This window comes from Paenibacillus woosongensis (assembly GCF_009725165.1).
In the GTDB taxonomy this organism is placed as follows: Bacteria; Bacillota; Bacilli; order Paenibacillales; family Paenibacillaceae; genus Fontibacillus; species Fontibacillus woosongensis.
Window position 1 is genome coordinate 262,227 of record NZ_WNZW01000003.1, and the last position, 13,402, is coordinate 275,628.

Here is a 13,402-nt window from a genome sequence, read left to right on the forward strand (position 1 = left end):
AGCCGAGGGAGCTTGGTTGTGTTCAGGATCCGCTTACGGAGCGGGCCAGCTTACGGTCACTGCAGTGGATCGCGGGTGGTCGTAAGCGCTGGCCCAGTAGTAGTTGCCCGATAGAACTCGCTGCGGCCAGAAGCCGACTTCTCCTGCGGCGTCAGGCAATGCTTCCGAATGGGCGTACAGCATACCGCTTGCATCAGGCGCTAGTTCGACGTATTTGCCTCCATTGAAGGTGAAGCGCCCGTAAACTCTGGCGGCGATTTGTTCACCCGTTTCGTAATCGCACACTTTTAGCGTCACTTTTGAACGCGTACCCTCGCGGACGATATTCATTCCGCTAATGATCATCGGACGGAGGCTTGTGCTGGAGGTCGTGGCCGAAGCAATTTCGGAAGCGGGACCGACGTTGCCGCTAATGTCTTTGGCCGCAATCTTGTAGTAGTATGTCGTATCAGGCAGCAGGCCGCGGTCTTTATAAGTCAGGTTGCGGGACTGGCCAGCGATGTTGACGGAATCAGGTTCGAAATCGGGATCAGTGCTGCGGTAAATGACGTATTCCTCAATATCCGAATCGTCGAATGCCCTGCCGTATTGGAGGATAATGCTCTGGTAGTCGAAGGTTTCGGCGAATGGCTGTTCGTTCACGGCGGTCGGCGGAGTCACATCTTCAGGCGTTACCGCCCACTTTACTCCGCCTGGTCCCCAAGCTGAAGGCAGCCAGCGAATTGAATCATAATGATGCATGGCGATACCCCCGAAGGCGGGATTCCCGCTGAACCAGGCATAGACCTTATCTAGCTCGCTCTCCATATATGTCCGGCCCTCCTCCCGAAAGGTAATGGTTTCCGGGTCTCCGCTGTTGGCAATATCAAGCGTTTCTACACCAATCACGACCGAATTCGGCTTGCCGATCAAATTGGCATAATCGACTTCGCCTTGAGCATGGGCGATGATACCGGCGCTGCCTTCCGCGCTATCGCGATAGTCCATGATTGTAATATAATCGCTCATGTCCTGAATATGCTCGGACAGCCATTTCGATTGTCCGTTCCATGTAATATCTTTGGCCGGGTCGTTACTGTCAAACCACCTAGGGATGGCCGGACCGAACGGCAAGGCGATTCCAGCAGTATCTCTACGAGCTATTAGCTGTTCCATAATATCGAGATACTGAAGCTGAACGGAGGGCTTTTGCAGTCTGAAGTCCGGCAGGATATACGGTTCGATGTCTACGTTTACGCCGTCGAATTGCTCGTTAGGAGCTGACGACAGGTTGTAATTTATCACCTTTTCCATTTCACGGATCGCCAGCTCGTGATAGGGGGTTAATGCTCCGAAATAGGGAGGGACCGTACCGCCGGCGATGCAGGCATGGACTTTAAAGCCGTTATCGTGAGCCCAAGCTAAGAAATCCCTGACTTTGCCGGGTTCATCCTCCAGGATGTCGATGCCTTCATATGGGAATACGCCCAGATAGAAGGTCGTTACCGAATCGGAGCCGAAGGTAGCCGTATCGTCTGCAAAAGCCTTAAGAGCGCTGCGCGATCCTGGGTTGAGAAATAAGTTATAGGCGGCTTTTTCCCAAATCCATATGGCCCGGTCCTGCCGCTCCAACACAATCTCTTCCGGGATCACTTCTCCGTTCTTTACGTAAACCGTCAAGCTGCGGCCGATATTCCCGAATTGGTCGATAGCTCTGGCCTCGATACTTGAGGTGCGGTTTGGAGCTGAATCGGCATCCCACATATACTCGTAGATCTCCCCGGAACCGCTCGCGGCATTCCATGAACCGCCGTTCAACCTGACTTCTACCGTTTGCACAGGATTTAAAGCGTAGACGGATAAGGCTACGGATATTTGTCCTTCGACGAGGGAGCCGTCAAGCGGCTGATCAATGCGTACTAGGGGAGGGGAGGAGATTGGATTATCCACCTCGATCCGTTTGACCGGGGTTGTTACTCCGTATCTGGTAACGCTGTCCAGTCCACGTGCCACGAGGTTGATTTCGCCGTGGTACCGGCTGGTGTCCAGCTCGGCATACCATGTGCCTGTCTCGGTTCCGCTCAAATTGCTCATGTGCGTATCGAGCTGTTCCCGTCCGTTCACGATCAGCTTGATATCGTAGACGTCCGTATAATGCCCGGAAATGATGACCTGGCCTGCTTCTACTTGCGTCCCATCGCTATGGGAATCGATCGTGATTTGCGAAAGGCCCCGGGCTGCCGGAAGCTGATGAATGGGGAACAACGGCATAATACCGACGACGAGCATCATGACCAGCCATTTGAAGAGCAAAGGGAGGACGCGTGACTTCCTGCCTGTCGCATGACATGACATCGTGAATCCCTCTCTTTCCGCGGGATCAACACCGCTCCAATATTTGTAAACGTTTACAGCATCCATTGTAGCGGTTAAAAATTTAGAAGAGCAACGGCCTTAAATCGACCATATTACAGCTCAGGATATCCAAAAAAGCTCTTTCCGCTTTTGGATGAATATGGATCATTCCAAAATTGGAGAGAGCTTCAAGGTGAGGCAGGCTTTAATGTTTAGGATGAACAGCAGACTACGGCTTGCTGCGTTGAGCCATTTCCATCATTCCGACGAGGTCATGAACGGCGATGCCCGCATACGAGCTGTAAGCTCTGCCGAGCTGATCCAGATAGAGCAGCTGTGTATTCATATAGTCGTATCCTTCCTCGTAGAAGGATACCTGATTGCCTTCCGAAGAATACTTGGTCTCTACGCCGGTATATATGCGCTTGTTCAATTTCTCCGCCTCCTGGAGCTCCTCTTTGGCCAGTTTAATGACGGCATCGGCGCTATCGCGGTAAGACATCAGGGTCACAGAATCAAATTGGGAGATCATCCAGGAGCTTAATGACATTTCTGAATCGCTTGCCGCATATTTATCTAACCAGAAAGGCAAATCGGCAGCGATCGGCAGCTTCAGGTTTGCGGCCTCCTGAGTAAGATATTTTACATTGGACTGCCACTGCTTAATGACGTTATTGATGTCGTTCTTCCACTCGGGCAAAAGATAAGGTTCAATATCCACATGAACGCCCGTAAATTGTTCTTCTTCAACAGCCGACGCTTGATAGCTGCGAATCCAGTTCATGAAGCTTGTCAGTTGAGAGCGGTTAGACTCCAGCGCCCAGTTCGGTGCTCCGTTCAAGGCATGAACCTGGATGCCGAGCGCATTTGCTTTGTAGATGAATTGCTTGTAATGAGGGATGTCTACACGTGTGCTGATTTGCAAATAAATCATGCGGATGCCTTCTGAAGCGGAAAATGCCAGAAGCTCTTCGGTCTGCGTTTCGATCAGTTTAGTATTCCACAGCCATGTGGCTTTGGGAAGCTTGCCGGTTGCAGCGGCCTTGGTTGCAGAGGGAGCAGTTATAGTACCGAATATGATCATGCTTGCGATGAGCAAGAAGAAGAGACGCCGGAGAGAAGGATTTGCAGGTAAACTCATGTTGTCCAGCTCCTTAATAATAAATTATTCACAAAATAGGACTATGGTGGCGGGAAGATGAAATGATTTCATGATATGTGTTACTTCCAGGCCCTACCTCCTATTTTTTCTTTACCGTATGAAAAATACATGAAAGAATTGGTTATAAATGCACTATATCATATAAAATGATAATTTTGTCGAAATTTGTCTAGTTCTTTAGTATGATTTTTAGGAATTATCGTTTCATCTGCCTACTTTTTGGGTATTTATTCAGGTTTGAAAGAAGTAATTTTTCAACGAAAATAGGATGACATACATATAGCCAGTGCACGGTAAAGAGGCTGTACGCCTATAGGGAACTTGTTCCTGTAATGTTTACGATAATTTTTTGTAAGCGATTACAATTGGAAGGGAGTACTTAGAAGTCGATTTAGGCATGCAAATCACTGTTTCAAAACCGATATATTGGCTAAACTATTATTAAAAATTTAAATATATAGGTATAAAAGACCTCGGAAAAAGGAGCTATCCTGGCATGAAAATTATCATCACGCAGAGCGAGGCGATGGAGAAAGGAATCTGGCCGAAAGTGAGGAGCGCATTCGGTTTGGATAAGGATGATGAGGTATGGGACAAGGAACAGTTCATTTTAACGGAGGAACAGGCCCGAGAATTAGGGTTGATTCGCTGATCCTAAAATCGTTACCCATTAAAAAACGCCGACCCGTCAGGGATCAGCGTTGTTTGCACTAATTAAGCAAAACTATTGATTGATTAATTATTATTTATGTGTTAAAATGACGGATAGTCAAATAGAAGTAACGATTTTTTAGATCGCTTTTATAATAGCATAAAAGCTGGCAATTGTCAAACCAAATATAGATCGAGATAAGTTGTATGTCAATTCATGGGTGGGGGTCTGAATCGTGACAGAGGATTTGAAGCTTCATACTGAATCAGAATATACGGATGACCTGACGCTGCCGCCAGGTATAAAGATTGATGATCCTGTCCGCATGTATTTGAAGGAAATCGGCAGAGTCCCGCTCTTGTCGGCGGAAGAAGAAATCGAACTGGCGAAGCGAATAGAGCAAGGGGACGAAGAAGCCAAACGCAGACTGGCCGAAGCCAATCTGCGTCTCGTCGTTAGTATTGCCCGCCGATATGTCGGCAGGGGAATGGTGTTCCTCGATTTGATTCAGGAAGGGAACATGGGGCTTATTAAAGCCGTCGAAAAATTCGATTTCAAAAAAGGTTTCAAATTCAGTACCTATGCTACATGGTGGATTCGCCAGGCCATTACGAGAGCCATCGCCGATCAGGCCAGAACGATTCGGATTCCAGTTCATATGGTAGAGACCATAAATAAGCTGATCCGCGTTTCCCGCCAGCTTCTTCAAGAGATCGGGCGTGAGCCGACTCCCGAGGAAATCGCCAAGGAAATGGATCTTACCCCGGAGAAGGTTCGGGAAATCATGAAGATCGCCCAGGAGCCTGTTTCATTAGAGACGCCGATTGGAGAAGAAAATGATTCCAATCTGGGTGATTTTATTGAAGATCAGGATGCACTTGCGCCGGCGGATGCTGCAGCGTACGAATTGCTGAAAGAGCAGCTGGAGGAAGTGCTGGATACGCTGACTGAACGTGAGGAGAATGTGCTTCGTCTGCGTTTCGGGATGGATGATGGACGGACGCGTACGCTTGAAGAGGTAGGCAAGGAGTTCGGCGTGACCCGGGAACGGATCAGACAAATCGAGGCCAAAGCGCTTCGTAAGCTGAGACATCCAAGCCGCAGCAAGCGTTTGAAGGATTTCATGGAATAATAGCTTATCGTTTGACCATATGAGATGAAGGGAGCTTTCGCTTGAGTTCAAATCAAGGAAGCTCCCTTTTGTTTTAACGGCTACGGCGGCACTTAGGAGGACAGTGCTCGGCGGTAATAGGCCTGATTGCGCGCAGCAGCATAGGCGGCAAAGGCTGCGTAAAGGCATAGTTTCGCAGCCGTCTCCGGCCTGGACGGTGCAGGACATGACATTTCCGCCGGTGATGGCCTGACGGGGTGGCTACCCTTGTACCGAACACCTGCATGAACCATTCAATCGGATACGAAATCGAAAGAAATCCATCGGCAGAGCCGGCATAATTGACCGCGGCTGCCAAGTTTCCGCGGCGGGTTAGCCATACGGAGCCGGAGTCTCCACTTAAGGAGACGGGCCGATTTCCGCGAATAACGCTCTGGTTCTTGAAAGTAATTGTCCCTAGATTGCCGTATGAACCGTAGCCGACGCGAATATCAGTATGGATCGATTCTACGCGTCCGGTTCTTATTCCCGTCGTACGGCCGACCTTCTTGAACCTGTCTCCTACACGATAGGAGCGCAGATGGCCCGGAACGGTTCCGAACACGGCGTAACGGGGGCTGAGCAGCGCGGGGCGAAGCGGTTTGGCCATCGCTGCGTCTAGGTAGTTGTTCTTTTTCTTGCTTAATCTTACGAAACGATGCAGTTCTCCGATGCGATCCGTGCGTACCGTTCCACCGTCGGCGCCTCCTGGCTGGAGTGTTTTGGAGCAGCGGTTGCTGTTCTCGTTCACGAGTACATGATTATTGCTGAGCAAGAAGCGTTTCTGGCCGCATTTTCTCTTGGTCACGATCAGTCCGGCTGTACCGGAAGCCCCAGGGGTTCCGACACTGTAACCCGCGATGACCGGCCGGATTCTTCTTCTGAACCGAATGCTTTCTGAGCTGCTGTGTTTATGAAAGCCAGCCGAACGAACAATGCGGACTGGCACGCCCAATTTGGTCTGCAGCTTGGCGCAATTTATGGGTTTTCGTTTGGACGAGGCCTTTTGATTGGATTTAGCGGTTGCCGCCAGAGCGTTGGCATAGAGAATAATTGCTGCGCCCTTGCCCGGACGGCGGGGATCGGATAGTCCAACGCCAATGCCATGAACACCGTGCCGCTTCAGTATATTTGCGGATAATCGCTGCTTTATTTGATACGCTTTGCGGAAGCTTGCCAATGGAAATCACCTTTTCTCTTTGGTTTCTTGTATCTTATGCCGGGAATTAGGGTTTGGTTTGGGGGACGATTGACTACGGGGAGCAAATTGATATACAATGATTCCAACTAAAAAGCGAAGGCGATGGAGTTCGCCATAACCGCCAATGAGGCTAATGACTCCTATCAGTGCGTATTTTGCCTGCGCACCGGTAGGAGTCTTTGTTCATTAACCAGTTTAATCTGCTAGGAGGATTAAGTTTATGTCGGGTGAAGAATCATCGCCTCGAAATAATGAGCGAACAAAGGGCGGCCATCTCATCGGGGAAATAAAGAATTTAGCAGCTTTTCCTGGCTCATTCATAAAATGGATACTGCTTGGGAGTGTTGTCGGACTGCTTACCGGTACGGCTTCCGCCTTTTTTCTGATCAGCCTTGATGCTGTTACGGATTGGCGGTATATGCACCCCTGGCTGCTATGGCTGCTTCCGCTTGGGGGGGCGTTAGTAAGCTATGCGTATATGAAATGGGGCAAAAACAGCGCCAAAGGCAATAATCTCATTCTGGAGCAAATCCAGAACGGAAACGAACGCATCCCCCTCCGAATGGCCCCGCTTGTACTGTTTGGAACTTTGGTCACCCATTTGCTAGGCGGTTCAGCTGGCCGGGAAGGAACAGCCGTACAAATGGGGGGAAGCCTGGCCGATTCGTTGAGCAGGCTCGTTAGGCTGGATCCGCTGGACCGCCGAATCCTGTTAATGTGCGGGATAAGCGGAGGCTTCGGCTCTGTATTTGGCACGCCGCTGGCGGGAACGATGTTCGGACTAGAGGTGGCTGTGCTCGGGCTGATCAGCTATCGGGCGCTTGTTCCTTGTTTTGCCGCGAGTTTCGTTGGCCATTTGACGACGGTTAATTTGTGGGGAGTTCAGCACCATACGTATCAAATCGGGCAAATTCCGGCTTTATCCGGCATGGTGCTGTTGAAGGTCATAGCCGCATCCATCCTGTTTGGGCTGACAAGCCTGCTATTCAGTAAATTGACCCACTATTTAAAAACTGCCTTCAGCCGTGCAGTCCCGAATCCAGTGTTGAAGACTGCGCTAGGAGGAGGTCTTATCATCGTTATGGTCTATGCGGCAGGAACCCGGGATTATTTAGGGCTTGGCCTGCCCCTAATTGCCGATTCCTTTGGCGAGGGAGTTTCGCCGTTTGCTTTTCTGGGCAAGCTGCTGTTCACCTCGGTCACACTGGGCTCGGGCTTTCAGGGAGGAGAGGTGACGCCGCTTTTCGCGATTGGATCCAGCTTGGGGCACAGTCTGTCTGGTTGGCTTCATCTCCATGGCCCGTTTCTGGCGGCTCTTGGTTTCATCGCGGTCTTCTGCGGGGCTGCCAATACACCTGTGGCCTGCTTCATAATGGGGATTGAGTTATTTGGATCGGAGGGGGCGTTATACATGTTCATTGCCTGCCTGGTCAGTTATGTATTCTCGGGTCATAGCGGCATCTACAGCTCCCAGCAAATCGGCGCCTCCAAAAGTTCGCTGCTGAGCATTCCGCCCGATACGAGACTGGATAGCGATAGGGCAAGGCGGTAAGGGGAATACAGCGAGGCATATTTTATTAGGCGTTTCATTCCATTTGAGATAAAATAGAGCTAGCGATTTTGTAATTATAATCATATTTTCTTGAAATGAATGGAGGACTTAGAACGATGAGACAAGCGTTTGCTACGCTGCTGGCGTCTACGCTTCTATTACTTTCGTTAACCGCCTGCGGCGGTGGGAGCAAGGGCACAGCCGGCGGAACTGATACGAATCAAATGCAGCATGGTGAGTTACATATTACCGCTAGCGGAGACTTCCAGGAACGGACGGCTAGCCGGGAGATCCTGCCTTCTTTTTTGGAGGGTCAGCATGAAAATGTCGTTCTCGTGTACAAAGCTGTCAGTGAGCATCCTGAGCTGCTGGACGGAATGCCCTGTTATTGCGGCTGCGGGGATTCGGCAGGTCATCGCAGCAATCGGGACTGCTTCATTCACGAGCTGAAGGAGGACGGCTCAATCGTCTGGGATGACCACGGGACAAAATGCAACGTATGTCTGGAAATTGCCGTAGAATCGATTCAGCTGCAGCAGACTGGCAAATCGGCCGCGGATATTCGTACATGGATCGACGACAAGTATCGGGAGGGCTACGCAAAGCCGACGGATACGCCGTTTCCGTCATAAGTCGCAAATAATATGAGACAAGTAGGAATAAAACAAGATGAAAAAATTCAAAAAGTTCTATATTGAAACGACCAGCATCTGCAATTTGGCTTGCAGCTTCTGTCCGCCTACGGAACGGAAATCCCAGTTCATCAAGGTTGAGGATTTCGCAAAAGTACTGGACGAAGTAAAACCGCACACCGACTATATTTATTTGCATGTCAAAGGTGAGCCCCTGCTGCATCCGAAGATCGACCAGCTGCTTGATTTAAGCCATGAGAAGGGCCTTAAGGTGAATATTACGACGAACGGAACGTTGATTCGCAAAGCCTGGCCCAAAATCATCAACAAGCCTGCTTTGAGACAAATGAACTTCTCGCTGCACAGCTTTGATGGTCATGAGGGTTCGACGGACCGCGAAGGGTATATCGAAAATATATTGTCCTTCGTGCGGGAGGCGGTCAGTACCTCTGACTTGATTGTTTCGTTCCGTCTGTGGAATTTGGATAAGAACAACGAGACCAATTTACAGCGGAGCCGCAACCGGGCAACATTGGAAATGATCGAGAAAGAGTTCGGGCTTGACTATCAAATCGAGGAGAGAGTCGTGCCTGGAGGTGGTTTCAAGCTTGCCGACCGGGTGTACTTGAACCAGGATCACGAGTTTGACTGGCCGGATTTACGGGCGGAGGAGGACGATGGTCAGGGCTTCTGCCATGCGCTGCGGAATCAAGCGGGCATTCTCGTGGATGGCACGGTCATTCCATGCTGTTTGGATGGGGAAGGCGTAATTAATTTAGGCAACGTCTATCAGACGCCGTTCTCCGACATCATCGAAGGAGAGCGGGCAACCCGGCTTTATGAAGGTTTCTCACGCAGAACCGCCGTGGAGGAGTTATGCCGCAAATGCGGCTACCGGAAGCGGTTTGGCGGCAGACCGTAGCAATCCTATAACAATAGCCGATCAGCGTCAGGCATTAGTTCCTGTTACTGATCGGCTATTTGTATTGTTTCTAACGGAGCAGGCTGGGGGCTATCTCGGGTACGAGCCCTTCGCGTGCTGCACGGCTAAGGAGCGCAGTAACAGCTGCATATCCATCCTCTCCTAGCGATTCCGTATAACGGTTTACGTACAGGTTGATATGCGCGTCGGTCACTTCTGGCGACATTTCCTGCGCATGGCTCATGACATATTCCCGCGACGCTTCCGGGTGAGCCCAGGCATATTGCACCGATTGCCGCGTCCAGTTCGCAATGGCCGCCAGGTCAAGAGAGCGGCGGGCGATAATGGCTCCTAAAGGGATCGGCAGGCCGGTATCGTCTTCCCACCAGCTGCCGAGATCTCGCATTAGCGTTAACCCATACGCAGGATAAGTAAAGCGGGCTTCGTGGATGACGAGTCCGGCGTCGACCTGGCCGTCGCGGACTGCAGGCATAATCTGGTTGAAGGGCATGACTACGATTTCGCCTACGCCGCCAGGAACCGCTTGTGCGGCCCATAACCGGAAAAGCAGGTAAGCCGTGGAACGCTCACTCGGAACGGCGACGCGCCGCCCAGACAGCATGGAAGGGTCGGCTGCCGCCGTATCATACCCCGAGCCAGCGGCAGATTTGTCTCCAGCGGTCAGCACTAGCGGTCCGCAGCCGCGGCCAAGTGCGCCTCCGCAGGGAATAAGCGCATATTCATCAAGCACCCAGGGGAGGGCGGCATAAGAAATCTTCAATACATCGGGGCCCTTGCCGCTGGCGGCAAGACCGTTGGTTACATCGATATCCGCATAGGTAATGTCCAGCTCGGGCGCTCCGGTAATGCAGCCATGCGCCCAGGCATGAAACACGAAAGTATCGTTCGGACAGGGAGAAAAAGCTATTTTCATAATTCCAGTACCTCCGGCAATAAGGAACAAGCTCGTTCCAAGGCTAATAGGGCATCGCCGATTTTCCACAGCTCGCGCTGGCGAGGGCCGACCGGATTGGAGATGGCCCTGATTTCCAGCACGGGCAGATTTCGATGATGTGCTGCTAAGGCTACGCCGTAACCTTCCATTCCCTCCGCAGCGGCTCCCGGAATGCGATGGCTGAGATGCTCTGCTGTCGCTGCCGATCCTGTAACGGTGGACAAGGTCAGAACAGGCGCTGTGCAGGCGGCAAGCCCAGATTTCAGAACGGCCTGCGCCCATTGGCTCGACAAGTGCTCATCGGCTTTGAGGCGCGAGGAGCCGAAGCCGAGCTCGTCCAGGCTCAAGAAGCCCTCCGGCGATTCAGCGCCCAAGTCGGCAGCGATAATATCGGTTGCGATGACGATGGAGCCGATGTCTGCTATGCCGGTAAATCCGCCGCCGATGCCAGCGCTGATCACCAAATTATAGGGCATCGCCCCGTCTTCTGAAGCAAGCGTTGCCGCTGTATTGGCCGCAGCCGCGATTGGGCCGACGCCTGCCAGCCGCACTTCAATTCCGGGCGCGCCGTTTAATCCGCGAAGCACCGCATCCCGTTCCGCTTCGACCGCAGTCATGATGAGTACGCGGCGAGGACGAGGGAAATTGTTTTTCTTGGAGTTATTGTCATGATCCATGCTGCTAGTCACTCCTTCTCTTATGCGCGATGATACGGCTGAGGACGCTCGATTTCAGCACCCAGCTCCTTCGCTGCGTTCAGCGGCCAATACGGATTGCGCAGCAGTTCCCGGCCGATGAAAATAAGATCAGCCCGGCCGTTGCCGAGGATTTCTTCGGCCTGCAGGCCGCTGGAAATAAGGCCGACTGCTCCGGTTGCGATGCCGGCTTCGTTTCTAATCCGATCGGCCAAATTGACCTGATAGCCGGGATATACGTCGATGGAAGCTGGTACGATCCCGCCAGAGCTGCAATCGATCAGATCCACTCCCTGTTCTTTCATGTGCGCAGCGAATTGAATATATTGCTCTAGGGAGTTGCCTTCCTCATGATACTCATTCGCGGAAACGCGTACGAAGATTGGGCCGCTCCATTCCGTTTTTACCGCTTCGATAATTTCGCGCAGCAGGCGATAACGATTATCTGCGCTGCCGCCGTATTCATCGCTGCGCTTGTTCGCAAGCGGAGAGAGGAACTCGCTGATCAAATAGCCATGCGCGCCATGAATTTCGATGATATCGAACCCGGCTGCCTTGGCACGGCGCGCCCCATCTTTAAAAGATGCAACGACATGAGCAATATCGTCTATGGAAGCTTCCTTTGGCGTTTTCATGCCTGAGAAGGGAATGGCGGAAGGGGCGATAATTGTTTCCTCCAGCTCGGCTTTTCTTCCAGCATGAGCCAGCTGAATTGCTGCTTTGGCCTCGTGATGATGGATGAGGCGGACAATTTCCTGCAGCCCTTCGATATGCTCGTCGCTCCAAATGCCCAGATCCTGATAGGAAATCCGCCCTTCAGGCGCCACGGCTGTTGCTTCAAGCATAATTAAGCCAACCTGTCCGGCGGCGCGGCTTGGATAATGCACCCGATGCCAGTCGGTGACTTTGCCGTCGCGGTTATAGGAGGAGTACATGCACATCGGCGACATGACGATCCGGTTTTTTAGAGATACATTTTTAATGGTGTAAGGCGAGAACAATTTGGTTTGGGTCATGGTTACTCTCCTTTTCTATATATGGTTCTCTAATGGAAAGAAGGTGCAATTTTCCTTCTGAAAACTATGTTAGACTATACGGGAAGTGTTGACAAGTTTGCGGGAACAAGGGCAGGGAACGACATTCCCGTTGACCATGAGCTCATTATCTTGTAAAATATATGTCACAATTGTTCTCTAGGGTTCCGCGGCAGCTTCAGCAGCCGGCCTGGTCCAAGAGAGGACGCGCAGGAAATATCCTGTGGACACGGAGGGACAAAAGCCCGGGAGGATATCATTCGCCGATATCTTTCCGGGCTTTTGTCTGCCTGAGAGATATGAGAGCACAGGGGAGGAAGAGTTCCATGGATACAAGCTGTTTTTTTGTTTTTGTATGGGAAAGAATACAATCGGAGGTGCTGTTCAATGAATAACAACTGGATAAAAGTGGTTATTGCTGCTTTTTTTGAAGTTTTTTGGGTTATTGGATTAAAACATGCACATGACTTTTGGACTTGGACGGGTACAGTTATTTCTATTATCGTTAGTTTTTATTTAATGATTATGGCTGGCAGAAAACTGCCTGTTGGAACTGTATATGCAGTTTTTGTTGGGCTAGGTACAGCTGGAACTGTCTTTTCCGATATCGTGTTCTTTGGTGAACCATTTAAATTAGCAAAATTAATTTTAATTGTGGTTTTATTATCAGGGGTAATGGGCTTGAAATTAGTTACTAATGACAAAGGTCAAGAAGGGATTGAATCTTAATGGCGTGGGCTTCCTTGGTCGCAGCAGGTTTGTTTGAAATGTTTGGGGTTTCCATGATAAATAAATTGCATAAAGATCGTAACTGGCAGTCAGTAGCGCTGTTAATTCTTGGATTTGGAGCAAGTTTTCTATTTCTTGCTTATGCAATGAAAACCTTACCTATGGGGACCGCGTATGCAATTTGGACAGGAATTGGCGCATCTGGCGGAGCGATATTAGGAATGTTCCTATATGGCGAGTCAAAGGACTGGAAAAGAATTTTTTTTATAGCGATGGTATTAGGGGCTGCCATTGGTTTAAAGCTAGTCTCGTAAAGCATTCAACCCTCCTCATTTAGCGTAAAAAAAGCGGCCGGACTCCCCACTAGGGAGCTTCGGTCGCTTT

General features: G+C 50.7%; 13 protein-coding genes and 2 riboswitches. Of the genes, 7 read left to right on the forward strand and 6 right to left on the reverse strand.

The window, feature by feature from the left end:
• Positions 1-33 precede the first annotated feature (33 nt).
• Together GNP95_RS12165 and GNP95_RS12170 are read right to left on the reverse strand one after the other, a co-directional pair.
• Positions 34-2,334, reverse strand: coding sequence for an Ig-like domain-containing protein (locus GNP95_RS12165; protein WP_155611127.1), 2,301 nt, complete (start codon positions 2,332-2,334; stop codon positions 34-36).
• A gap of 229 nt (positions 2,335-2,563) precedes the next feature.
• Positions 2,564-3,475, reverse strand: coding sequence for a hypothetical protein (locus GNP95_RS12170; RefSeq protein ID WP_155611128.1), 912 nt, complete (start codon positions 3,473-3,475; stop codon positions 2,564-2,566).
• A gap of 517 nt (positions 3,476-3,992) precedes the next feature.
• Here GNP95_RS12170 and GNP95_RS25770 point away from each other — a divergent pair.
• Positions 3,993-4,148, forward strand: a complete 156-nt coding sequence (locus GNP95_RS25770; RefSeq protein WP_196427157.1) for a hypothetical protein — start codon at positions 3,993-3,995, stop codon at positions 4,146-4,148.
• A gap of 235 nt (positions 4,149-4,383) precedes the next feature.
• A complete protein-coding gene (rpoD, locus tag GNP95_RS12175; RefSeq protein WP_213588476.1) occupies positions 4,384-5,280 on the forward strand; it encodes an RNA polymerase sigma factor RpoD in 897 nt (298 codons plus the stop codon).
• 73 nt (positions 5,281-5,353) lie between these two features.
• Here the strand turns inward: rpoD and GNP95_RS12180 are convergent, their stop codons facing one another.
• A complete protein-coding gene (locus tag GNP95_RS12180; RefSeq protein WP_155611129.1) occupies positions 5,354-6,478 on the reverse strand; it encodes a chymotrypsin family serine protease in 1,125 nt (374 codons plus the stop codon).
• 110 nt (positions 6,479-6,588) lie between these two features.
• A riboswitch (Fluoride riboswitch) is annotated at positions 6,589-6,649 on the forward strand.
• 70 nt (positions 6,650-6,719) lie between these two features.
• Here GNP95_RS12180 and GNP95_RS12185 point away from each other — a divergent pair.
• The 3 genes from GNP95_RS12185 to GNP95_RS12195 all read left to right on the forward strand — a co-directional run bounded on the left by GNP95_RS12185 (position 6,720) and on the right by GNP95_RS12195 (position 9,605).
• Complete coding sequence (locus GNP95_RS12185; protein ID WP_155611130.1) at positions 6,720-8,051, forward strand: voltage-gated chloride channel family protein; 1,332 nt, start codon at positions 6,720-6,722, stop codon at positions 8,049-8,051.
• Positions 8,052-8,167: 116 nt separating this feature from the next.
• Positions 8,168-8,683 carry a PCYCGC motif-containing (lipo)protein gene (locus GNP95_RS12190; RefSeq protein ID WP_155611131.1) on the forward strand — a complete coding sequence of 172 codons (516 nt, stop codon included), beginning with the start codon at positions 8,168-8,170 and terminating at the stop codon, positions 8,681-8,683.
• Between the two features lie 37 nt (positions 8,684-8,720).
• Positions 8,721-9,605, forward strand: a complete 885-nt coding sequence (locus tag GNP95_RS12195; protein ID WP_155611132.1) for a radical SAM/SPASM domain-containing protein — start codon at positions 8,721-8,723, stop codon at positions 9,603-9,605.
• A 70-nt stretch (positions 9,606-9,675) separates the two neighbouring features.
• Here the strand turns inward: GNP95_RS12195 and GNP95_RS12200 are convergent, their stop codons facing one another.
• Genes GNP95_RS12200 through namA form a run of 3 tightly spaced genes read right to left on the reverse strand, consistent with a single transcriptional unit; the run spans position 9,676 to position 12,271 of the window.
• Complete coding sequence (locus GNP95_RS12200; RefSeq protein ID WP_155611133.1) at positions 9,676-10,539, reverse strand: 1,4-dihydroxy-6-naphthoate synthase; 864 nt, start codon at positions 10,537-10,539, stop codon at positions 9,676-9,678.
• Complete coding sequence (locus tag GNP95_RS12205) at positions 10,536-11,237, reverse strand: futalosine hydrolase (protein WP_155611134.1); 702 nt, start codon at positions 11,235-11,237, stop codon at positions 10,536-10,538. The genes GNP95_RS12200 and GNP95_RS12205 overlap by 4 nt, the downstream gene beginning before the upstream one ends.
• Positions 11,238-11,257: 20 nt before the next feature.
• Positions 11,258-12,271 carry an NADPH dehydrogenase NamA gene (gene namA, locus GNP95_RS12210; RefSeq protein ID WP_155611135.1) on the reverse strand — a complete coding sequence of 338 codons (1,014 nt, stop codon included), beginning with the start codon at positions 12,269-12,271 and terminating at the stop codon, positions 11,258-11,260.
• Positions 12,272-12,437: 166 nt separating this feature from the next.
• Positions 12,438-12,543: riboswitch (guanidine-I (ykkC/yxkD leader) on the forward strand.
• 133 nt (positions 12,544-12,676) lie between these two features.
• Here namA and GNP95_RS12215 point away from each other — a divergent pair.
• Together GNP95_RS12215 and GNP95_RS12220 are read left to right on the forward strand one after the other, a co-directional pair.
• Complete coding sequence (locus GNP95_RS12215; RefSeq protein ID WP_155611136.1) at positions 12,677-13,018, forward strand: DMT family transporter; 342 nt, start codon at positions 12,677-12,679, stop codon at positions 13,016-13,018.
• Positions 13,018-13,332, forward strand: a complete 315-nt coding sequence (locus tag GNP95_RS12220) for a DMT family transporter (RefSeq protein ID WP_155611137.1) — start codon at positions 13,018-13,020, stop codon at positions 13,330-13,332. Before GNP95_RS12215 ends, GNP95_RS12220 begins: the two co-directional genes overlap by 1 nt.
• Positions 13,333-13,402 lie beyond the last annotated feature (70 nt).